Raw genomic sequence first — 19,653 nt, 5'->3', positions numbered from 1 at the left:
TTGTACCGGTGCTCGTCGGCGCTCAGTCCTTCAGGAACATCTCCTGCAGGTCGTTGAGGAAGCGCCGGCCCAGCTCGGTGGGGCGGATGGTGGTCAGGTCCGCTTCCAGCAGCCCTTTCTTTTCCGCCTCGGCCAGCTGCTTGCTGATGGTATGCAGCGGCAGCCCGGTGTAGTCGTGGAAGCTCGATGCCGGCACGCCATCGGTCAGGCGCAGCGCGTTGAGCATGAACTCGAACGGCAGCTCGTCGGCGCCGACATCGCGCGCTTCCTGCACGGCATTGCCGGCCAGCGCCCGCTCCATGTAGGTGGCCGGATGCTTGTGCCGCATCTGGCGCAGTATCCGATGCGGGAACGACAGCTTGCCGTGCGCGCCGGCGCCGATGCCGAGGTAGTCGCCGAAGCGCCAGTAGTTCAGGTTGTGGCGCGCCTCGCGATGCGGCTTTGCATACGCCGAGGTTTCGTAGTGCCGGTAGCCGGCCTCGGCCGTGCGCGCTTCGATCCAGTCCTGCATCTCGTACGCGCTGTCGTCGTCCGGCAGCGCGGGCGGGAATTTGGCGAAGAGGGTGTTGGGCTCCAGCGTCAGGTGGTACAGCGACAGGTGCGTGGTGCCGTACGACAGCGCGGCTTCCACATCCTGCCGGCATTCATCCAGCGTCTGGCCGGGCAGGGCGTACATCAGGTCCAGGTTGATGTTGTCGAAGCTGGCCTGGGCGATGTCGATCGCCTTGCGCGCTTCGGCACCGCCGTGGATGCGCCCGAGCGCCTGCAGGTGCCGGTCGTTGAAGCTCTGGATGCCGATCGACAGCCGGTTGATGCCGCTGGCGCGGTAGCTGGCGAACTTGTCGGCCTCGAAGGTGCCGGGGTTGGCCTCCATCGTGATCTCGGCGTCGGCATCCAGCGGCAGCAGCGCGCGGATGTCCGACAGCAGCCGGTCCATGCCTGCCGCCGACAGCAGGCTGGGCGTGCCGCCGCCGATAAAGACCGTATGCACCGGCCGGCCCCACACCAGCGGCAGCGACTGCTCCAGGTCCGCGCGCAGCGCGTCCAGGTAGATGTCTTCCGGGATCTCGTGGTTGTCGGCGCCGGGTGCGGCGTGCGAGTTGAAATCGCAATACGGGCACTTGCGCACGCACCACGGGATATGCACGTACAGCGACAGCGGCGGCGAGCCGGGCAGGCTGATCTGCCCGGGCTTGAGCCAGAGCTGCTTGCTGTCCACGGGCACGGACGCGGAGACCGGTACGATCGGGATCATCGGGTGGCGCTTTGCGCGGCATCGGCCTGCAGCCGTGCCACCAGCGCGCGCAGCGCCTGGGCCCGGTGGCTGACCGTGTTCTTCTCTTCGGGCGATAGCTCGGCGGCGGTCTTGCCCAGGTGCGCCAGCAGGAAGTGCGGGTCGTAGCCAAAGCCGCCCGCGCCGCGCGGCGCGTCGACGACCTCGCCGTGCCAGAGGCCTTCGGCGATGATCGGGCAAGGGTCTTCGGCGTGGCGCACGAACACCAGCACGCAGTAGTAGTGCGCGTGGCGGTTCAGCTTGCCGGCCAGTTGCGAGACCAGGTGGGCATTGTTGGCGGCATCCGACTTGGCCTGCCCGGCCATCTGCGCATAGCGCGCGGAATAGACGCCGGGCGCGCCGTCCAGCGCCTGCACGCAGATGCCGGAATCGTCGGCCAGCGCGGGCAGCCCGGCCAGCCGGCTGGCATGGCGGGCCTTGGCCAGCGCGTTCTCGACGAAGGTGGCAAAGGGCTCTTCGGCCTCGGGAATGCCCAGTTCGCCCTGGGGCACCACGTCAAAGCCGAGCGGGGCCAGCAGCGCGCCGAATTCGCGCAGCTTGCCGGCGTTGTTGGAAGCCAGTACCAGGCGTTGCATCGCGGGTCCCGCTCCTCAGGCCAGGCCGAGCGCTTCGCGCTGGTGCTGCACCAGGCGGGCGATGCCGGCTTCGGCCAGGCGCGTCATGGCGTCCAGGTCGGCGCGGCTGAACGGCGCGCCTTCGGCGGTGCCCTGCACCTCGACAAAGCCGCCGCTGCCGGTCATGACCACGTTCATGTCGGTGTCGCAGCTGCTGTCCTCGGCGTAGTCCAGGTCCAGCACCGGCACGCCGTCGACCATGCCGACCGAGACCGCGGCAACATGGTCGCGGATCGGGCTGGCAACGATCAGGCCATCGCGCAGCATGGTCGAAACCGCGTCATGGGCGGCGACAAAGGCGCCCGTAATGGCCGCGGTGCGGGTGCCGCCGTCGGCCTGCAGCACGTCGCAGTCCAGGTGGATGGTGTATTCGCCCAGCGCCGCCAGGTCGAACACGGAGCGCATGGCGCGGCCGATCAGGCGCTGGATTTCCTGGGTGCGGCCGGTCTGCTTGCCGCGCGCGGCCTCGCGGTCAGAGCGGGTGTGCGTGGCGCGCGGCAGCATGCCGTATTCGGCCGTGACCCAGCCTTCGCCACTGCCCTTCTTGTGCGGCGGCACCTTGGCCAGCACGCTGGCGGTGCAAAGCACCTTGGTGTCGCCAAAGGCACACAGGACGGAGCCCTCGGCGTGGCGGGTGTAGTGGCGGGTAAGGCTGATGGAACGCAGCGCATCGGCTGCGCGGCCGCTGGGTCGCATGGGATGGTTTGTCCGAATCGGGGAGAGACCGCGATTCTAACGCCGCCAGCCCTGGAGCGCTGCACAGTTGCCCCGGCGCGCCGCCGGGGCAAGGCATTACCGCATCAGGTTGCTGGTCTTGTCGATGGCGGCGCGGATCTCTGCGATCGAGCGCTCGATCTCCTCTTCGGACAGCAGGTCGCTTTCCGAGCCGGTGCGCTCCAGGATCGAGGTAGTGAAGGCGTTCAGCGGCAGGGTGTCGGTCATGACCGAATCCTGCCCCGCCGCATTGCTGTCCAGTTCCCACATCATGGCGATGCCGGTGGTGTTGTCGGCACCTTCGCCGGCGTTCTGCAGCGCCTGCTCGATCAGCGCGGGCACCGCCTGCACCACCGACAGGCGCGACAGCTTGTCCACCAGCGCGGGCTCTTCCAGCGCGCCCCACAGGCCGTCGGAGCAGAGCAGGGCCACGTCGCCCGGCTCCAGCCGCACCGGGCCGCCCAGGTCGATCAGCGGCAGGTTGGGCGAGCCCAGGCAGTTGTAGAGCTTGTTGCGCTCCGGGTGGTTGGCCACGTGCATCGGCAGCACGCGCTCCTGCTGCAGCAGGTTCTCGATCTTGGAGTGGTCGCGCGTGCGCGTCAGCAGCCGGCCCTTGCGCAGCAGGTAATAGCGCGAGTCGCCGGCGTGGGCCCAGTAGATCTGGCCCTGCTGCACCAGGCAGCAGACCACCGTGGTGCGCGGCACGTCCGCCATCTGGTTGGCCTCGGCATAGCGGTGGATCTCGCGGTGGGCCAGCATGATGGTGTCCTGCAGGAACTCGGCCGGGTTGCGCACCGTGGGCCGCGCCTGCACCTGGAACTGGCGCGCCAGCGTCTGCAGCGCCTGCTGCGCGGCGACTTCGCCGTGCGCATGGCCGCCCAGGCCGTCGGCCAGCACCATCAGCAGCGCGTCGCGCGTGAAGCAATAGCCCATGCGGTCCTGGTTGACGCGGCGGCCGCCTTTCCTGCTTTCCTGGTAGACAGAGAATCGCATGTTGGCTTTCAGGGAATTCAGTGGACTGGCCGCAAGCGGGGCGCCAGATTTGTGATTCAGTCGACGCTCGCGCCGGGGACGGATTCGTCACGCCGGCGCAGCAGGGTCAGGAAGCGCGATGTCGCCGCGGGCCGCTCCGCCGGCGCCAGGGCCGGGGCTTGCGTCTGCGGCGCCAGCGCCTGTTCGCCGAGGGCGTTGGTCTGCTCGCGCAACTCCTTCTGCAGCCGGAACACGCTCTGCGGGCGCTCGGCCGGCGTCAGCCGCAGGCACCATTCGACCAGGTCCACCAGGCCGTTGGTGTAGCTGCTGCGCAGCCGCGCCAGGGCATCGCCCATGCGGTCTTCCTTTTCGCGCTGGTTGGCTTCCTGCGGCGGCATGCCGGCCATGCACGCGTAGAGCGTCGCGCCCAGGCTGTAGACATCGGTCCACGGGCCCAGGTCGGAATGCTTGCCATAGAGCTCGGGCGCGGCAAAGCCGGGGGTGTACATCGGCTGGAAGCGGGCCGCTTCCATGGTCAGGGTCTGCCGCGCGGCGCCAAAATCCAGCAGGATCGGGGATTCGTCCTCGCGCAGGTAGATGTTGCCGGGCTTGATGTCCAGGTGCAGCAGCTTGTGGATATGCACTTCACGCAGGCCGCTCATCAGGTCGTGGAAGACCTTGCGGATGAAATGCTCGCGCAGCACCTTGGGGCCGCCTTGCTGGCGGGCGGCCAGCACGTGCTCCTGCAGCGTCTTGCCCAGCTCATAGTTCATCACCATGTAGACGGTGGAGTTCTCGCGGAAGAAATTCACCACGCGCACCACGCTGGGATGGGAGATGCGGGCCAGCGAGCGGCCCTCTTCAAAGAAGTACTTCAGGCCAAGCCGGAACGCGGCGGCGTTTTCCTCGGGCACCACGGGGATCAGTTCGCCCGGGTTGCGCCGCGCCAGCGACGACGGCAGGTATTCCTTGATGGCAACCGGTGCGCCGGTATCGTCGGTGGCCAGGTAGACGAAACTGAACCCCCCGCTGGCCAACTTCTTTACAATACGATAGTTGGACAACAGCGTGCCGACGGGCAGCGGTGCACTCTTCGGTTGTGTCGTGCCCTTTGGCTCTGTCATGGGAATAGGGACCTGATTTGCCTCCGGATTGTCCGGGCTAATCGGTCACTTGTAAAGAACACAAATAAGGGCATTGTTGCCCTCCTTTCAACGTATTGAGAGCGTCCCCAGGATCCCTTGCGGGGCGCTCGAGGCGGGCGTGCTCGGGTCGCCAGCCCGGGGCCGCCGCCATTCACGAGAACATCCAATGATCCACAGCATGACAGGCTATGGCCTGGCGACGCGCCAGGCGCCATTGACCAACGCGCAAGGCGAGCCCAGCGGGCGCTCCGCGTCCGTTTCGGTGGAATTCCGCACTGTCAATTCGCGTTTCCTCGACCTGTTGTTCCGGGCCCCGGAAGAGTGCCGAGCCTTCGAGCCGGCCCTGCGCGAGATGCTGATGGCCGAGCTGTCGCGCGGCAAGCTGGAATGCCGCATCAACCTGCAGCGCACCGACACCGGCGGCGCCACCCTGGCCCTCAATGAAGGGCTGCTGGCGCAGATCCGCGCGCTGGAAACCACCGTCGCCGCCACCTTCGCCAGCGCCGGCACCCTGCGCATGGGCGAGATCCTGCGCTGGCCGGGCGTGCTGGTCGAGCCGGAACTGTCGCAGGAGGCACTGCGCGAGGCGGTGCTGGGCGCCGCGCGCGAGGCGCTGGACCAGTTGCTGGAAGCCCGCCGCCGCGAAGGCGACGCGCTCAAGGCGACGCTGGTGGAGCGCATCGACGCCATGCTGGCGATCGTCGAGCGCCTGACGCCGACCATCCCGCAGCTGATCGCGCACCACCAGGAAAAGCTGACCGAGCGCCTGCAGGAAGCCTTCAACCTGGCCGCGCCCACCGGCATGCCGTCGATGAGCCGCGACGAGATCGCCGAGCGCATCCGCCAGGAAGCCACCGTCTACGGCATCCGCATCGACATCGCCGAAGAGCTGTCGCGGCTGCAGGCGCACCTGAACGAGACCCGGCATATCCTGAAGAAGGGCGGCCAGGCCGGCAAGCGCCTGGACTTCATGATGCAGGAGCTCAACCGCGAGGCCAACACGCTTGGCTCCAAGGCCGCCGCCAAGGAACTGGCCGATGCCTCGATGGAGCTCAAGCTGCTGATCGAGCAGATGCGCGAACAGGTCCAGAATCTCGAATAAAGACAGCCCCAGGAATCACCAAAGAATCATCATGAGCCCAACGCCTCAATCCGCGCCTCACACTGCCATCGATACCGTCTACCCCGGCAACCTCTTCATGGTGGTGGCGCCGTCAGGAGCCGGCAAGTCGACGCTGGTCAACAAGCTGCTGTCGCAGGACCCGGCCATCCGCCTGTCGATCTCGCACACCACGCGCGCCCCGCGCCCGGGCGAGCAGGACGGGCGCGAGTACCACTTCGTCACGGTCGACGCGTTCCGCGCCGCGCGCGACCGCGGCGACTTCCTGGAATGGGCCGAGGTCCACGGCAACTACTACGCGACCTCGCGCGTGTGGATCGAGCAGCAGATGGCGCAGGGCAACGACGTGCTGCTGGAAATCGACTGGCAGGGCGCGCAGCAGGTGCACCAGCGCTTTTCCAACGCGGTCGAGATCTTCATCCTGCCGCCGTCGCTGACGGCTCTGGAAGAGCGCCTGAAAAAACGCGGCCAGGACGAGCCCAATGTGATCGTGCGCCGGCTGCTGGCGGCGGGCAGTGAAATGGCCCACGCCTCGGAGTCGGACTACGTCATCATCAATGAGGTCTTCGACGATGCTCTCGAGCAGTTGCGCAACGTGATCAGCGCCACGCGGCTGCGGTTTTCCTCGCAGAAAGCACGGCATACGGAGCTGTTTATCGAGCTGGGCATCCACTGAGCCGATGCCTGCCGATGACAGCTGCGCGGGGCGCCGCCGGCGTTTTCCGCCGCGTGCTGTAAAATAGCAACCCAACGTAAGGTTTTGTCCCAAGGTGGATTTGATATGGCGCGTATTACCGTCGAAGATTGTCTGAAACACATTCCGAATCGCTTCGAGCTCGCGCTGGCGGCCACGTATCGTGCCCGTCAGCTGGTGCAGGGCCACACGCCCAAAGTCGAAGCAAAGGACAAGCCGACTGTGGTGGCACTGCGCGAGATCGCGTCGGGCCAGGTCGGCATCGAGATGCTGAAGAAGGTCCCGACCTGATTGGTCAGGCGGCCCATGGCTTATCCTCGCATCGTGCCAGCACGTATCCAGCCGGATTCCAGGGGCCGCCGCCATGCCTTCGCCGCATTCGCCCTCCAAGCCTCCCTCCCAGCCGTCGCCGACTGCCGTGGCGCCGGCGCTTGGCGATGCGGCCCCGCCTACGGCGCGTAAGCGCACCATTCCGGGCCAGCCCTCCGTGAACGCGCGCACCGGCGCTCCCAATCTTCCCGATCCGCTCGGCGACGATGTCGTCGGCGAGCGTGCCGTCGCGCCCGCGCTGGCGCCGGGCAAGTCCAGGGGCGCGGCGCTGCAGGATGAGCTGGCCGCGATGCAGGATGTGGCGCCGGCGGCTGACAGCCTGTTTATCGACGCAGTGCTGGCGCAGTCATACCGGCACTTCTTCGGCCCGACCTCGCAGCCGGCGGTGCCGCCGCGCCAGCAGGTCATCTCCATCACCCGGCTGATGGAGAAACTCGCGTACCTGAAGGCGCCCGATCTGGCGCGCGTGCGCGAGGCCTTCCAGTTTTCCGACGAAGCCCACCTGGGTCAGTACCGCCAGAGCGGTGAGCCCTACATCACCCATCCGGTGGCGGTGGCCGAGCTGTGCGCGGACTGGAAGCTGGATGTGCAGTCCATCATGGCGGCGCTGCTGCACGACGTGATGGAAGACCAGGGCATCACCAAGAGCGAGCTGGCCGAGAAATTCGGCCCCAAGGTCGCCGAACTGGTCGATGGCCTGACCAAATTGGACAAGCTCGAATTCCAGAGCCGCGAGCAGGCGCAGGCGGAGAGCTTCCGCAAGATGCTGCTGGCGATGGCGCGCGACGTGCGCGTGATCCTGGTGAAGCTGGCCGACCGTACGCACAACATGCGCACGCTCGACTTCGTGCCGCCGGAGAAACGCCGCCGCATCGCGCTGGAGACCATGGAGATCTATGCGCCGATCGCGCACCGTCTCGGTCTCAACACGATCTACCGCGAGCTGCAGGAGCTGTCCTTCAAGGTCGGCTCGCCGTTTCGCTACGCCACGCTCGAGAAGGCCGTCAAGGCCGCGCGCGGCAACCGCCGCGAGGTGGTCAAGCGTATCCTGGAAGCCGCGCAGAAGGGGCTGGCCGACGCCGGCATCGTGGCCGAACTGTCCGGGCGCGAGAAAACGCTCTACAGCATCTACCGCAAGATGCACGACAAGCAGCTGTCGTTCTCGCAGGTGCTGGACGTATATGGTTTCCGCGTGGTGGTGGAAACGCAGATGCACTGCTACATGGCGATGGGCGCGCTGCACGGGCTGTACAAGCCCATGCCGGGCAAGTTCAAGGACTACATCGCCATCCCCAAGATCAACGGCTACCAGTCGCTGCATACCACGCTGGTGGGCCCGTTCGGCACGCCGGTGGAGTTCCAGATCCGCACGCGCGACATGCACCAGATCGCCGAGGCCGGCGTGGCCGCGCACTGGATGTACAAGCACCAGGCCGACCACGCCAACGATATCCAGCAGCAGGCGCACCAGTGGCTGCAGTCGCTGCTGGACATCCAGAGCCAGACCGGCGATTCGCAGGAATTCCTCGAGCACGTCAAGATCGACCTGTTCCCGGACGCGGTCTATGTGTTCACGCCCAAGGGCCATATCCGCGCGCTGCCGCGCGGCGCCACTGCGCTGGACTTCGCCTACGCGGTGCACAGCGACCTGGGCAACCAGTGCGTGGCGGTCAAGATCAACAACGAGATGTTGCCGCTGCGCACCGAGCTCAAGAGCGGCGATATCGTCGAGGTGGTGACGGCGCCGTACTCCAAGCCCAATCCGGCGTGGCTGTCGTTCGTGCGCACCGGCAAGGCGCGCGCGGCGATCCGCCACTACCTGAAGACCACCAAGCTCGACGAAGCCATCCAGCTCGGCGAGCGCCTGCTGGAACAGTCGGCGCGCCAGCTCGGCTTCGAGCTCAAGGCGGTGCCGCAGTCGGTGTGGGACCGCATGGTGCAGTGGACCGGCAACAAGCAGCGCGAAGACATCTTTGCCGACCTGGCACTGGGCCGGCGCGTGCCGGCGGTGGTGGCCAAGCGCATGGAGATCCTGCTCCAGGAGCTGTCCGGCGATGTCGACAGCGCGCTGCTGGCGGCGGTGCAGACCTTCGCCGGCGAAGAAGCGCCCGCGGTGCCGATCACTGGCGACGAAGGCATGTCGATGATCTTCTCGGCGTGCTGCCGCCCGATCCCGGGCGACTCCATCGTTGGCTACCTGGGCAAGGGCGAAGGGCTGCAGATCCACGTGCAGGACTGCAAGATCGCCAAGCGCCTGCACAGCAAGGATCCGGAGCACTGGATCGACGTGATGTGGGCGAAGAAGACCACGCGCGCCTTCGACGTGTCGATCAAGGTGATGGTGCGCAACGTCAAGGGCATCGTCGCGCGCGTCGCGGCGGACCTGACCGCCGCCGACGCCAACGTCGCGCACGTGGCCATGGAGCAGCAGGACGCCGGCCACCAGGAAGCCACCTATATGCAGTTCATCATCCAGGTGCAGAACCGCCTGCACCTGGCCAACGTGATGCGGGGCTTGCGGCGCAACCCCGATGTGATCCGCATCTTCCGCGACCGCAACGACGGCTAGGAGGCCGTTTTAGGACGGCCCTGGCGTCGTTGCGCGGCCTTGCCGTACTACTGTACTGTCTGCGGCCGCACGCCTAGCCAGGGCCGCCCTAAAACGGCCTCCACTCCAGGCTATTGTTTCCGCGACGGGTAGCGGACTTCCAGGATATCGATCTGCTCGACCCCGGCCGGCGTGCGCAGCGCCACGGTGTCGCCCTCGCGCGCCTTGATCAGCGCCTTGGCGATCGGCGAGATCCAGCTCACGTGGTTGCTGTCCAGGTCGACTTCATCCATGCCGACGATGGTGATGGTGGTTTCTTCGCCGGCGCGATTGGCGTAGGTGACGGTGGCGCCGAAGAAGATCTGGTCGTTGTCGCCCTGCAGGGACGCGTCGACCACTTCCGCCTTGTCGAGGCGGCGCGTCAGGAAGCGGATGCGGCGGTCGATCTCGCGCAGGCGCTTCTTGCCGTAGAGATAGTCGCCATTCTCCGAGCGGTCGCCATTGGAGGCCGCCCACGACACGATCTGCACTACATCGGGCCGGTCGACGTCGATCAGCTGCATCAGCTCATTGCGCAGGCGGTTGTAGCCTTCGGCGGTGATGTAGTTCTTGGTGCCGGGAGGTAGCGGCGTTGCGCCTTCGGGGAGATCGTCGTCCTCGTCGCCGGACGACTCTTTGACAAATGCCTTGTTCATGTTCCGGATCACTTCTTGGGTCTGTCATTATAGGAAAACGCCACAGGCGAACCTCGCCGGCGGGCATCTGCTGCGCCCCTTCCAAAGAAAGATCACAAAAAAGTTGCGAAGGGGCTTCCCAAAAATAAAAACTGGGTTATAATCTTTTTCTCGCGTGCGGCTGTAGCTCAGTTGGATAGAGTACTTGGCTACGAACCAAGGGGTCGTGGGTTCGAATCCTGCCAGCCGCGCCACCTATGCAGAAAGAAGAGGGCTTCCGGAAACGGAAGCCCTCTTTCGCTTCCGTCCTCTCGCCGTCGTGCCATTCGACTTGCGCGCCGCGGCTACCGTTCCCGCTTTCCACCTGCACCCGCGCAGACCTGCGATTGCTGCGTCACGCCTTGCGGTCGTGCGTGCGGCCTCCTAGGCTCGAATCAGGCACAACCTCGACCCTGGGAGCTGAGCGCATGGAAAACGCAGAGTGGCGCGTTGAAGAGTACCGCGGCATGGATGTCTATGTCCTGGTATCGCCGCAAGGGCAGGACAGCATCGGCCGTTGGGGCTATGAAGTCCGCGTGTCGCAGGAAGGCGCCGACCCGGCCGACGCGGGCGATACCGAGTTGCTTGCCAGCGGCCCGCAGCAGTTCGCCACGCGCCATGCGGCGGAGGTGGCTGCCTTCGGCGCGGGCTATGCTCTGGTGGACCGGCTGCTGGGGCCCGCCGAGTAAGAGCTGCGCGTCATTGTGGTTGGCGCAACGGCTTATATCATGCCGTGATCTATTGCTATTGAGGTGGCAAAGCCAGGCGCATTGCATGACGGCGCGAGGCGGGGACGAACGATTTCATGCGCACGGCAAAATAGCGCTTGCCATGCGCGGATGAATCGCCCATAATCCGTCTCCTTCAGACGCGGGGTGGAGCAGTTGGCAGCTCGTCGGGCTCATAACCCGAAGGTCGCAGGTTCAAGTCCTGCCCCCGCAACCAAGACACAGCAAGGGATTGCGCCGTTTTGACCCTCAGCAGCAGATTCGTGTTTTTACGAATTTGGGCACTATGTGGGCAAAACCGGCAGAATTCCGGCAAAAGTAGTGCGCAAACGACCCGCCCCACTTCGGCGGGTTTTTTGTTGCCCGCCGTTTTCGTCACACCACTCCGACACACGACAGCGCCCGCCACGCGCCAAAAAAAAAGCCCCGACCGAAGCCGGGGCGAACACTTGAAAGGTGCCGACCGATGCCAACGGCGGCGGGGTCATCATGCCGCCCCGTTTCGGGCTTGCCAAGGGGCCGGATAGGGGCGTGTTTCACATGCCGCGCACCTGGGGGGGGCACGGGGTCAGGGCCGGTGCGGGCGCGGGCCTCATGCGGTTGTGCGGGGCGCGTAGGATGACCTTAGCGAAACTAGGGCTATTCGCTCATTGTGGGCATAATCGCATGATCGATCACACGGCCAGGATTAACCATGACAGGGACAAGCGTAACGCCGCCGCAGGGCTGGGCCGAAGACGAACTATCCAACGTCATCGATACGGCGAACGGCAATGGTTGGGCAACGTTCGCAAACAAGTCCGTCGAATACAAGCTGCTATCAAGCGTCGATCAGCAGTTCCACACCATCGCCACCCATCTCCACCACAATAAGGCCGGACTTCCGGCACTGCTGTTTCTTCGTTGTCATTCAGCATACCGGGCTGCCTGCCGCTTAGTCATCGGCGGTCAAATAGCAGAGGGCTATGTCGTTCTACGTAGCGTCATCGAATACGCCTTGTATTCGGTTCATATCTACGCCAACGATGGCGACGGACTTGATGAAGTCTGGATGAAGCGCAGCGACAGTGACGACACGCGAAAGGCTTGCCGCAAAGCATTTCAAACTACGGTCGTGATGCAGTCGCTAAAGAAGGTTGCGGAACCGAAACTAGCCGACGCGGTTGCATCCCTCTACGAAAGAACAATCGACTTCGGCGCGCATCCGAACGAACTGGCCCTGACAACGGCCCTGCACATCAACGACAAAGAAGACGGAGCAGTCGAACTGCAACAGCAATACATCGTGCATGATGGCGACGCCCTGGCCCTTGGGTTAAAAACTACTGCGCAAATAGGTGTCGGTGCATTGCTGTTGTTCCGCTACATCCTTAAAGAGAGGTTTGACATCCTAGGGGTAACGCAAAAGGTCGATGAACTTAAGGCCAATCTCTAGGCAAAAGATACCGCACTCATCGAATCGTGACTGACGACTTTCTTTCATGGGCCTTCGCCGCCTTTGTGTTCTGCGGCTTCTCTTGGCTGGTATTCCGCGACGCTGCGCAAGGCATTGCCCGTCTGCGGTCTGGCAAGATTCGACTTGCTGACTTGCGGCGCGCATTACCGGGCTTGCTGCTTACGGCAGCGGTCGCAGGCGGCATCCTTTGGTTCCTGCTTTGGATGCTGACCGATGGGCGCATTCCTCATGGGCTTTGGGGATTTGGATTGGCGGCGGCTGCACTGCTAAGCGTAGTCTTCTTCGATTCACGCAAGCGATGATGCCGCGCCGGTCTTAGGCCCAATGCCGAACAAGACTCCAAAGACAGAACACGAACGGAACGCCGGCCAGCGCCGCATCCAACCCCATCGATCCATCGATCACCAGGTCGACAAGTTCGGGCGCGTGTTCGATGAGCGTGACATGCTCAGGCGATGCGATGCCCGCAAGCTGACACGCAGCGCGGCGGGCTTCTTCGCCTTCGGTTCGGCCTTCGGTTTCGTCTTCATAGGCGTTCCCTGTTTCGCTGCCTGATGCGCGGCGGGGTCTTCGTGCATGGTCTTCTTTGCCCGTTCGACGCTGGCGGTACTGACGTTCAGTGCGGCGGCGGCTTGTGCGGTCGTCATGGCTGGTTTTGTAGCTCCATCATTTGACGGAGCTACCTTCGATTGAAAGCGGTTAGACCCGTTTCGCATCGTCGCCATTTCCGCCGCAATCGCGGCGCGCTGCTTCGTGGTCTTCTTCGGCAGGTCAGCAACCTTCACCGCTTCGCTGACCGACATTTCCCCGGCTTCGACGCGGGCAACGATTTCCGGCGTGGTCTTGTCCACGACCACGCGGGCACGTTGCACGCTGCGGGCACCAACATTCAGACGCGCCGCCGCGTCGGCTTGGCTGACAGCATTACTCCGCCAATTGGCGGAGTTTTTCCCCGGTCGCCCTTCGGCCATGTTCGCCAACTTCGCCGCAACTAAAGCCCGCTGCGATTCGTTCAGGTGGCGGCGGCTCAGGTTGCGGGCAATGACAAACGCTTGAGGATCGTTGCCCGCATAGTCGACGTACTGCGGTTCAATGCCCGTCAGCGCACAAGCCTTCGCGCGGTGCCGACCGTCAAGAATCTGCCCTTCGTATTCGATGGTGGAAAGAAGAACGCCCGCCAAGCTACGCGACTTGGCGGGCGTCCTGCCGTGTCACGGCTGCCGGCCTTTTTCTGGATGGCGGGAGTAACCGGCATGGCGATGCCCGCCGCGTGGTGATGCAAGCAAGGGCCACGCACCCCCGGAATCCAGGGCGCCATGACAGCGCCCCGGCTTGCGCTTACTTCGTCTTCGCTGCGGCAGGCTCTACCGGCGCGATCAGGTTGCCGGCATAGATCAGCGATGGGTCTTGCGGCACCAGGGCGCCGCGCATTTCAACCAACAGCGTAATCAGATTCGCAGTGAAGTTCGATGCGTGTTCGCGCGACCATTCAAACGACATGCCAGCACGCAGCGCCACGAACGCGCCCGCAGGCGATGCCGCCGCGATGAATGTTCCCGGCCCAATGGATGCAGCCGGAACGATGGTCGCACCAGCAATGCCGGTCAACAGGCTTTGCAGCGGGTTCACCAGATAGGCGCCGTTCGAATCCTTCGCGGTCAGCAGGCCAATCCAGTCTTCCGGGGCCAGGCCGACAACCACGCCGCTTCCCCCGCTGCCGTAAAGCGCGCCAATGACGTTCAAGATCGAATCTAGGGCCGTGCCGCCAGCCGGGGGCGTATAGGTCTGCGCCACGTCTGCCAGTGCCCCGACGACATATGCATCCATTGCCGCATTGACGCTTTCGCTCAATTCCATTTGCAAGAAGCCCTGCAATGCGGGCGCGTCTTCGAACAGCTGCCAGCTAACCGTCTTGTGGACGGGGATGGTGACCACAGGCACCAATCGCGGCGAAGCGGCGTTCGTCATCTCCGCCTTCGGATCGCCTTCCTTTGCCTGAATCGCGGCGCCCCCGGTCGCCTCCATGTCGATGATTTGCAGCGCGTTCGACCCGGTCGGCGTCGATGCCAGCGAAGACCAGAAGCGCGGCGGGCGCAGCGGTGCCGGCAGGACTTGCTGCGGCAATACGGGGTAACCGTTCGCGGCGTCGCTGATGGTCGATACCAGGGCCTTGCGAACATCGATTCCAGTCAGTTCGGCCCGTGCCGACTTCGCGCCGTTGCGAAACGCTTCTAGCGCGTCATGCTTCATCAGCAGCGATGCCAGCGATTCAACGGCAGGGCCACGCCCGATGCCGCCTTCGCTGAGAAGGGCAAGCTTCTGTTCCACGTCCGTCAGTCGATTCTTGACGCCGCCGAACGCGCTATCAAGCGCGGTTTTGATTTCCTCAATTGCGGTTGCATTCATGATTTCACCCCATAGGGTCACTACGTTTCGGGGTGGCCTTTGTTCGCAGTGCCGCAGCATCACGCAGGGCAACGCTGACCCGGTGCCAAGGGGCCGGGTCACCGACGACGACCAAGCATCCCGCAGGGTCGTCGTCGGATTTCAGATCAGTTCAACTGCCCAGGCGATAGCGCCTGCCGTTCCACGTCAGCGCCTGCCGTCGCGGTGATGCGCGCCACGTCTTCGGGCGATACCCCGTCCGCAATTTGCAGATCAAGCCCGCCATCAGGCAGAGGGCGCGCAATCCATACCTGCCGGTCGTGCTGGCAGTACGCGGCGTATGTCCGATCCTCAGCGGTTGCCACCTGGGCACCGGCACAGAACGCCGCAAAGCATTCAGAACAGTTCACGATCATGGTGATTTTCTCCCAACACTGTCGGTTTTTGTGGAATTTATGGCCAAGAAACGAAGGAACGCTTGCGTCTTGGCGGTGAAATATCGGTTTTTAGCGCAACAAATCTCCGGCGCGCGGTGAAAGCCGAAAGTGCTCTTAACTTTGCTTCCCCCTTCCCCTGACCGCCATCGGCGGCACGACCGGCGCGCGACGAACGGAGAGGCGCGAAACAGCGATTTTTTGCCCCGACCCTTCGCAAGGTATGTCCAGGCCCAGAAAATCGCTTCTAGGCGATTGCAGCAACCTTGCCGGGGCATTCCTGAAGGCGTTTGCCTAGTCGCTGCCGGCGCTTGCGGTCGCGGTCGTGTATGCGTTGCTCTTCGGGCGTGCGCCTGACCCGTTCGTCCCGCTCACCCGGCATGATCGGCGGCGGGTCGAACTGCGGGCGCGGCACCCAAAAAATCCGGCCCGCCATCACGTCATCGACCACCCTTGCGAACACCCGCGCCGCTGCTTCCATGTCTGCCCCCGTTCAATTCAGCATAGGAAGCAGCGCGGGTCATGCGCGGGGCTTCAGGTCTTCCAGGCGCGCGGATACCTCAGCGTCGAACGCGTCGTCAATCGCATGATCGACGGCGGCATCCCACAGGTCGTCATCGGTTCTTACGTCGAACCAGAATGTCTTGCCAATTGCATGGGTCGCACAGGCGCGTCCGACATCGCGCGCCGCAAGCAACATGCCTTCCAGCCCCTCAACGCATGTGGTCGCGGGGCGCTGTCCGGTGCAATCGATGGTTACGTCGAACCATCCAGGCGTTGCAGACCGCTTCGCGGTGAAGGTCAGCATGACCCCCTTGCTTCGTTGCTTTGTCATTTCAACCCTTTCGATTTAATGGGCCGAAGCCCGATGGCACTACCAATCGCGCCGGCATGACTTCGATGTGCCGACGCATCCCAGCGTGCCGATAACGAAACCGCGCCGGTCACGCTTGAAACCGCAACCAGGGCACGACTGCAAGCCGGTTACTACGCCGCGCGGCGTGGCGCGTGCCCTGGCTTCGGCCAGTCGCGCACGGAAGTGTTCGACTTCAGCCGGCAGGCTTGCAACCGACGTGCAGGCAATGCGCGTCAAGCGGTCGGCGCGCTCTTCATCCGGCCAGCCTTCAAGATCGGCAACGCCATTGATCCACGCGCGCCCCTGCGTCAGCAGAACGCGCACGTCATCAACGCTCAGGGCCGGCACATCGTCGCGGGCGCTCACGGCGTCGCCCCCGCATCCGTTTGATCGTCAGCGTTGCCGTCGAAACGCCTTCCCTTTGCAAGCCGCTTTTTGGGCGTTTGTTGACCGTTTTCGCCAAGGTCTTGCCCTATGTTTTTATAGGTAGTTAGGTAGATAGATTCAGTTTGGGAAATCCAGTTTGAATCCAGTGGATTCTCTTCGGGGTGCCCGTTCGCACCATCGGCAGGAAATCCACTGGATTCTTTCGGATCATGGACAGGCGAACCCACTGGGTTTTCGAAATCATCATCGGCGGTGCCTGTAACCGGCGCAGTTGCGCCAATCCCCATAAGCGACTGGATTTCGGCTTTCGACTTGCGACCGGCATTCTTGGCGTTCAAACGGTTGCGTTCCACAAGCTTCTGATAGCCTTCGATTTCGCGCAGAACACGGCGCTGCACGAACCCAAATTCGTTTTCAAAAAAGAACTGATTCAGGCACCATTCGACGGCGGCGCGGTCGGCTTTAGTGGTGACGTGCAGAAGCCCGTACAGGCGCTTGCGGTTCGTGGTCAAGGGATGTTCCGTGTGATACGCCAGACGCAGCAGTGCGAAGTACGCGCCATGCTGACGGAGCGACATACCCTTGGTGTCCAGTTCGTAATCTGGAATGAAGAACTTGAAATAGAGCATGGCGTCAGCCCCCCTTTGCGTAGCGGCGCGGCGTCAGCCACCAGCCCGGTTCGGGAGCGTGATGACGACGCCGGCGCGGGGTCAGACTCCGCAGCGACAGGCCGACTGCGCGAACGATTAGCCAGGGCGGGCAACCGTTGTCGCAATGCAGCGATACGGCGCCGTCGCTGTCTTCGCGGATTTGAAGCGTGTGCGTCAGGTCTTGGCAGGCGGGGCAATGCGACCGCCACTGACCGCAACCGTCTTCGCACACGCCCCACAGGCGGGCCAGCAGGGTATCGGCGGACATGGTGCCGCCCCTTACGCGCGTGCCTGTGCTTCGCGTGCGGCCTTGCCGCGACCGCGATGGATCGGCGCGGCGGGTTCCGCTTCAACGGGCATGGGATTGGAAGCGCGCAACATCGCGGCTTCCCATTCAAGCCGCGCACGATGCAGAATGCGCACCGAACGCCCAAGCTTGACTTCGTCAGGCGCGATGCCCAGACGCTTCAGTTCGTAGTAGTGCTGGCGGCTGAAACCGTAGTGCGCGCAGAACTGCGCAATCGTGAATGCGGGGCCGTCTTGTAGTACGGCAGTGTTCGTGTTGGCTTCCATTTGATCCCCCAAGTTCGGACGCGTGAATCCTTGGGAAGCAATGTAGCCAGCAGTCTGCGAACAAAAAACCTACACTTTGGGCGCCTTAAAAGTATGTGATTTCCAAGGCTTCGGCGCGTAGTACGCCTTTTCCACAGTGACGCGCTCCACATGGAACTTCGCTGCGACTTCGTCAAGTGCCTCACCGACCTTCATATCCGGGTTGGCGTGCAGCAGTTCGCCAACAGCCCGCGATATGCGCACCGACTTTCGCACTTCATCTTTCGGCATCGTGCCAGGAAGGTAGAACTGTTCTGCAATCGGGGCGCCAGCAATCCAGCCCCACAGCCGCGACCGCACTTCGCGCAAGACCCATTCCGGAACCGGCTTCCCCAGTTCGCCACAAGCAACGAAGTACGATGCCAGCCGCAGCGGGTATTGCTGTTCGTCGTCTTCGTTCGCGTCACCACGCCAGCAACGCGCGAAGAAGGCGTCGTAGTCGAACGTATGCAGGTCAGCCAGATAGGAAGGGGGCGGCGGCTTCTTCGGCATGGGTCGGCGCTTCGTACCGTGAAGGACAAGCGCCAACTATATCGGACAACCACGGACAGCAAAAAGCCCGCGCGATGGCGGGCTTGCGGGGAGCGGGTCAGGCGGTCAAACCGCGCGCAGCGCCTTCGCGCCCTTGGTCTTCAGCTTGTCCAGCACGGCGACGGCGGCGGCGGTGTGTTCCGGCGACAGATGGGCATAGCGCAAGACCATTTTTAGGTCGGCCTGGCCTAGCAGTTCGCGCACCGTGTTCAGGTCAACGCCTGCCATGACCAACTGCGATGCGAAATCGTGCCGGTGGTCGTGCCAGCGGTAGTTTTCAATCCCGGCATCGCGCAGGACTTGCCCCCATGCGGTCTTGATTTCGGTAATGGGTTCGCCATCGATGCCCGCGAACACATAGACTCTGTGGGCAAGCGGCTTCCAACGCTTGAGCGTGCCCAAGGCTTCGGTGTTCAGGGGAATACGGCGGGTCTTGTCGCCCTTGGCAGTCTCCCGACGCACGGTCAAGACGGCATGTTCCAGGTCAATATCGGCCCAGGTCAGGGCCAGCAGTTCGCCCCGGCGCAGGCCGGTATTGAGCGACACCAGCACGGCGGGGCGCAGGTAGTCCACGAACGCCACGCCACGCAGGCTTGGCAGTAGTGGGCGCTTGCGGGCCTTGCGGTGGGCGTTCGTCCGGTCGCGGGCGTCGCGCATGGCGTCTTCGCGGGCGATCAGCGCCGCATACAGGGCTTCGCGTTCGTCAGGCGACAGATACCGAACGACTTCTTCCGAAGCACCGTCATACTCAACCGACTTCACCGGGTTTTCGGAAACATGACCGGCCATGCCTGCCACACGGTACAGCCCTTGAAGTGCGGTCAGCTTGCGCGCTGCTGTGGCGGCGGTGTTTCCCTTCTTGGCTTCGTCGTGCTTCCACTTTTCCAGCGCCCACGGTGTAATGTCATCCAGGCGCTTGTCCAGCAAATCGGCAAAGGCCATGCGGATCAGGTCGGCAAGATCGGTGCCGGTCTTGCGGTTCACAATCAGCCAGTTCGTGTAGTCACCGTCTAGGAAGTCGCGCAAGGTCGGCACGCCCGCGATGCGGTGGGCGTCGTCGCGCTTCTTGCGGCGTTCGGCCAGGGTGGAAAGGGTATCCCCCTTGCGGTCGGTCAGCGCCAGTTCATTGCGGGCGGCTTCGCGGGCCTGCGATGCCGACATAGCCGGGTAAGTGCCGATCTTCTTGCGCCCGAACTTGCCGTCAGGCTTGCGGTAACGCAACGTGTACTGGATGGCCCCGGCTGGCGTGACGCGCACCCCGAAGCCGGTCAGGGTCGAATCGGCGTATTCCTGGTGTGCGCCGGTGGGGGTGATGCCGCGCATAAAGTCGCGGTCAATGGCAACCCGATTGCGGGCCTTCTGCATGGTCTATAGCTCCATTTGGGCAAAGTTTGGGCAATCGCCGCCGCGTACAGCGGCAGACTTCACCGAACAACTATAGACATAACCCATTGATTTCAAAAGACACGC

24 protein-coding genes and 2 tRNA genes are annotated in these 19,653 nt (G+C 63.8%); 9 read left to right on the top strand and 17 right to left on the bottom strand.

Annotated elements, in window-relative coordinates; all coding sequences use genetic code 11:
• Positions 1-22 precede the first annotated feature (22 nt).
• The 5 genes from hemW to AC3WLF_RS04090 all read right to left on the bottom strand — a co-directional run bounded on the left by hemW (position 23) and on the right by AC3WLF_RS04090 (position 4,718).
• Positions 23-1,255: a radical SAM family heme chaperone HemW gene (gene hemW / locus AC3WLF_RS04110; protein WP_492321701.1), complete on the bottom strand. Its 1,233-nt coding sequence runs from the start codon at positions 1,253-1,255 to the stop codon at positions 23-25.
• Positions 1,252-1,869, bottom strand: a complete 618-nt coding sequence (rdgB, locus tag AC3WLF_RS04105) for an RdgB/HAM1 family non-canonical purine NTP pyrophosphatase (RefSeq protein ID WP_492321702.1) — start codon at positions 1,867-1,869, stop codon at positions 1,252-1,254. Before rdgB ends, hemW begins: the two co-directional genes overlap by 4 nt.
• Positions 1,870-1,884: 15 nt before the next feature.
• Positions 1,885-2,604 carry a ribonuclease PH gene (rph, locus tag AC3WLF_RS04100; protein WP_492321703.1) on the bottom strand — a complete coding sequence of 240 codons (720 nt, stop codon included), beginning with the start codon at positions 2,602-2,604 and terminating at the stop codon, positions 1,885-1,887.
• Positions 2,605-2,700: 96 nt separating this feature from the next.
• Positions 2,701-3,615 carry a PP2C family protein-serine/threonine phosphatase gene (locus AC3WLF_RS04095; RefSeq protein WP_010809228.1) on the bottom strand — a complete coding sequence of 305 codons (915 nt, stop codon included), beginning with the start codon at positions 3,613-3,615 and terminating at the stop codon, positions 2,701-2,703.
• A 56-nt stretch (positions 3,616-3,671) separates the two neighbouring features.
• Entirely contained in the window at positions 3,672-4,718 is a 1,047-nt protein-coding gene (locus AC3WLF_RS04090; RefSeq protein ID WP_492321704.1) for a serine/threonine protein kinase, read from the bottom strand.
• 187 nt (positions 4,719-4,905) lie between these two features.
• On the opposite strand from AC3WLF_RS04090, the gene AC3WLF_RS04085 reads away from it, so the two are divergent.
• The 4 genes from AC3WLF_RS04085 (at position 4,906) to AC3WLF_RS04070 (ending at position 9,452) form a co-directional block, all read left to right on the top strand.
• Positions 4,906-5,841 (top strand): YicC/YloC family endoribonuclease, encoded by a 936-nt coding sequence (locus AC3WLF_RS04085; protein ID WP_492321705.1) that lies wholly within the window; start codon positions 4,906-4,908, stop codon positions 5,839-5,841.
• A 31-nt stretch (positions 5,842-5,872) separates the two neighbouring features.
• On the top strand, positions 5,873-6,535 hold the full coding sequence (gmk, locus tag AC3WLF_RS04080) for a guanylate kinase (RefSeq protein WP_010809225.1): 663 nt from the start codon (positions 5,873-5,875) through the stop codon (positions 6,533-6,535).
• Between the two features lie 105 nt (positions 6,536-6,640).
• On the top strand, positions 6,641-6,844 hold the full coding sequence (rpoZ, locus tag AC3WLF_RS04075; protein WP_006578656.1) for a DNA-directed RNA polymerase subunit omega: 204 nt from the start codon (positions 6,641-6,643) through the stop codon (positions 6,842-6,844).
• A 196-nt stretch (positions 6,845-7,040) separates the two neighbouring features.
• Positions 7,041-9,452, top strand: a complete 2,412-nt coding sequence (locus AC3WLF_RS04070; RefSeq protein WP_492321706.1) for a RelA/SpoT family protein — start codon at positions 7,041-7,043, stop codon at positions 9,450-9,452.
• Positions 9,453-9,562: 110 nt separating this feature from the next.
• Here AC3WLF_RS04070 and greB read toward each other — a convergent pair whose 3' ends face one another.
• Positions 9,563-10,126 (bottom strand): transcription elongation factor GreB, encoded by a 564-nt coding sequence (gene greB, locus AC3WLF_RS04065; protein ID WP_492321707.1) that lies wholly within the window; start codon positions 10,124-10,126, stop codon positions 9,563-9,565.
• A gap of 156 nt (positions 10,127-10,282) precedes the next feature.
• On the opposite strand from greB, the gene AC3WLF_RS04060 reads away from it, so the two are divergent.
• From AC3WLF_RS04060 to AC3WLF_RS04040, 5 genes are all read left to right on the top strand, one after another.
• Positions 10,283-10,359: transfer RNA gene (locus AC3WLF_RS04060), tRNA-Arg, on the top strand.
• Between the two features lie 213 nt (positions 10,360-10,572).
• On the top strand, positions 10,573-10,833 hold the full coding sequence (locus AC3WLF_RS04055) for a hypothetical protein (RefSeq protein WP_013955938.1): 261 nt from the start codon (positions 10,573-10,575) through the stop codon (positions 10,831-10,833).
• A gap of 180 nt (positions 10,834-11,013) precedes the next feature.
• A tRNA-Met gene (locus AC3WLF_RS04050) sits at positions 11,014-11,089 on the top strand.
• Positions 11,090-11,566: 477 nt separating this feature from the next.
• The gene (locus tag AC3WLF_RS04045) at positions 11,567-12,307 is read left to right on the top strand and encodes a hypothetical protein (protein ID WP_492357876.1); all 741 of its coding nucleotides are present in this window, start codon (positions 11,567-11,569) and stop codon (positions 12,305-12,307) included.
• A gap of 26 nt (positions 12,308-12,333) precedes the next feature.
• The gene (locus AC3WLF_RS04040) at positions 12,334-12,630 is read left to right on the top strand and encodes a hypothetical protein (protein WP_492357875.1); all 297 of its coding nucleotides are present in this window, start codon (positions 12,334-12,336) and stop codon (positions 12,628-12,630) included.
• A gap of 99 nt (positions 12,631-12,729) precedes the next feature.
• Here AC3WLF_RS04040 and AC3WLF_RS04035 read toward each other — a convergent pair whose 3' ends face one another.
• The 11 genes from AC3WLF_RS04035 to AC3WLF_RS03985 all read right to left on the bottom strand — a co-directional run bounded on the left by AC3WLF_RS04035 (position 12,730) and on the right by AC3WLF_RS03985 (position 19,548).
• Positions 12,730-13,509, bottom strand: a complete 780-nt coding sequence (locus AC3WLF_RS04035) for a hypothetical protein (protein ID WP_492357874.1) — start codon at positions 13,507-13,509, stop codon at positions 12,730-12,732.
• Between the two features lie 157 nt (positions 13,510-13,666).
• Positions 13,667-14,734 (bottom strand): phage major capsid protein, encoded by a 1,068-nt coding sequence (locus AC3WLF_RS04030; protein ID WP_492357873.1) that lies wholly within the window; start codon positions 14,732-14,734, stop codon positions 13,667-13,669.
• Positions 14,735-14,880: 146 nt separating this feature from the next.
• Positions 14,881-15,129, bottom strand: coding sequence for a hypothetical protein (locus tag AC3WLF_RS04025; protein ID WP_492357872.1), 249 nt, complete (start codon positions 15,127-15,129; stop codon positions 14,881-14,883).
• Positions 15,130-15,394: 265 nt separating this feature from the next.
• Positions 15,395-15,628: a hypothetical protein gene (locus tag AC3WLF_RS04020; protein WP_492357871.1), complete on the bottom strand. Its 234-nt coding sequence runs from the start codon at positions 15,626-15,628 to the stop codon at positions 15,395-15,397.
• Positions 15,629-15,667: 39 nt separating this feature from the next.
• Positions 15,668-15,955, bottom strand: coding sequence for a hypothetical protein (locus AC3WLF_RS04015; protein WP_492357870.1), 288 nt, complete (start codon positions 15,953-15,955; stop codon positions 15,668-15,670).
• Between the two features lie 66 nt (positions 15,956-16,021).
• Positions 16,022-16,369 carry a hypothetical protein gene (locus tag AC3WLF_RS04010; protein ID WP_492357869.1) on the bottom strand — a complete coding sequence of 116 codons (348 nt, stop codon included), beginning with the start codon at positions 16,367-16,369 and terminating at the stop codon, positions 16,022-16,024.
• The gene (locus tag AC3WLF_RS04005) at positions 16,366-17,019 is read right to left on the bottom strand and encodes a DUF1376 domain-containing protein (protein ID WP_492357868.1); all 654 of its coding nucleotides are present in this window, start codon (positions 17,017-17,019) and stop codon (positions 16,366-16,368) included. Before AC3WLF_RS04005 ends, AC3WLF_RS04010 begins: the two co-directional genes overlap by 4 nt.
• Before the next feature lie 4 nt (positions 17,020-17,023).
• Positions 17,024-17,308 (bottom strand): hypothetical protein, encoded by a 285-nt coding sequence (locus tag AC3WLF_RS04000; RefSeq protein ID WP_492357867.1) that lies wholly within the window; start codon positions 17,306-17,308, stop codon positions 17,024-17,026.
• Positions 17,309-17,319: 11 nt separating this feature from the next.
• On the bottom strand, positions 17,320-17,613 hold the full coding sequence (locus AC3WLF_RS03995; RefSeq protein WP_492357866.1) for a helix-turn-helix transcriptional regulator: 294 nt from the start codon (positions 17,611-17,613) through the stop codon (positions 17,320-17,322).
• A 69-nt stretch (positions 17,614-17,682) separates the two neighbouring features.
• Positions 17,683-18,144, bottom strand: a complete 462-nt coding sequence (locus AC3WLF_RS03990) for a hypothetical protein (protein ID WP_492357865.1) — start codon at positions 18,142-18,144, stop codon at positions 17,683-17,685.
• Positions 18,145-18,249: 105 nt separating this feature from the next.
• Complete coding sequence (locus AC3WLF_RS03985; protein WP_492357864.1) at positions 18,250-19,548, bottom strand: site-specific integrase; 1,299 nt, start codon at positions 19,546-19,548, stop codon at positions 18,250-18,252.
• Between the last annotated feature and the right edge of the window lie 105 nt (positions 19,549-19,653).

The sequence above is a fragment of the Cupriavidus sp. FW306-01-F10A genome (assembly GCF_058782785.1).
Note: the sequence above shows the minus strand (reverse complement) of the source record. Positions and strands in the feature narration are given on the sequence as shown.

What these genes read in the sequence shown, in the direction of transcription:
- AC3WLF_RS03995 (WP_492357866.1), bottom strand. Translation starts at nt 17,613, where the DNA reads ATGGAAGCCAACACGAACACTGCCGTACTACAAGACGGCCCCGCATTC.
- AC3WLF_RS03985 (WP_492357864.1), bottom strand. Translation starts at nt 19,548, where the DNA reads ATGCAGAAGGCCCGCAATCGGGTTGCCATTGACCGCGACTTTATGCGC.
- rph (WP_492321703.1), bottom strand. Translation starts at nt 2,604, where the DNA reads ATGCGACCCAGCGGCCGCGCAGCCGATGCGCTGCGTTCCATCAGCCTT.
- AC3WLF_RS04005 (WP_492357868.1), bottom strand. Translation starts at nt 17,019, where the DNA reads ATGCTCTATTTCAAGTTCTTCATTCCAGATTACGAACTGGACACCAAG.
- AC3WLF_RS04085 (WP_492321705.1), top strand. Translation starts at nt 4,906, where the DNA reads ATGATCCACAGCATGACAGGCTATGGCCTGGCGACGCGCCAGGCGCCA.
- AC3WLF_RS03990 (WP_492357865.1), bottom strand. Translation starts at nt 18,144, where the DNA reads ATGCCGAAGAAGCCGCCGCCCCCTTCCTATCTGGCTGACCTGCATACG.
- AC3WLF_RS04015 (WP_492357870.1), bottom strand. Translation starts at nt 15,955, where the DNA reads ATGCTGACCTTCACCGCGAAGCGGTCTGCAACGCCTGGATGGTTCGAC.
- AC3WLF_RS04025 (WP_492357872.1), bottom strand. Translation starts at nt 15,129, where the DNA reads ATGATCGTGAACTGTTCTGAATGCTTTGCGGCGTTCTGTGCCGGTGCC.
- rdgB (WP_492321702.1), bottom strand. Translation starts at nt 1,869, where the DNA reads ATGCAACGCCTGGTACTGGCTTCCAACAACGCCGGCAAGCTGCGCGAA.
- AC3WLF_RS04000 (WP_492357867.1), bottom strand. Translation starts at nt 17,308, where the DNA reads ATGTCCGCCGATACCCTGCTGGCCCGCCTGTGGGGCGTGTGCGAAGAC.
- rpoZ (WP_006578656.1), top strand. Translation starts at nt 6,641, where the DNA reads ATGGCGCGTATTACCGTCGAAGATTGTCTGAAACACATTCCGAATCGC.
- AC3WLF_RS04095 (WP_010809228.1), bottom strand. Translation starts at nt 3,615, where the DNA reads ATGCGATTCTCTGTCTACCAGGAAAGCAGGAAAGGCGGCCGCCGCGTC.
- AC3WLF_RS04045 (WP_492357876.1), top strand. Translation starts at nt 11,567, where the DNA reads ATGACAGGGACAAGCGTAACGCCGCCGCAGGGCTGGGCCGAAGACGAA.
- AC3WLF_RS04090 (WP_492321704.1), bottom strand. Translation starts at nt 4,718, where the DNA reads ATGACAGAGCCAAAGGGCACGACACAACCGAAGAGTGCACCGCTGCCC.
- AC3WLF_RS04020 (WP_492357871.1), bottom strand. Translation starts at nt 15,628, where the DNA reads ATGGAAGCAGCGGCGCGGGTGTTCGCAAGGGTGGTCGATGACGTGATG.
- AC3WLF_RS04055 (WP_013955938.1), top strand. Translation starts at nt 10,573, where the DNA reads ATGGAAAACGCAGAGTGGCGCGTTGAAGAGTACCGCGGCATGGATGTC.
- gmk (WP_010809225.1), top strand. Translation starts at nt 5,873, where the DNA reads ATGAGCCCAACGCCTCAATCCGCGCCTCACACTGCCATCGATACCGTC.
- greB (WP_492321707.1), bottom strand. Translation starts at nt 10,126, where the DNA reads ATGAACAAGGCATTTGTCAAAGAGTCGTCCGGCGACGAGGACGACGAT.
- hemW (WP_492321701.1), bottom strand. Translation starts at nt 1,255, where the DNA reads ATGATCCCGATCGTACCGGTCTCCGCGTCCGTGCCCGTGGACAGCAAG.
- AC3WLF_RS04030 (WP_492357873.1), bottom strand. Translation starts at nt 14,734, where the DNA reads ATGAATGCAACCGCAATTGAGGAAATCAAAACCGCGCTTGATAGCGCG.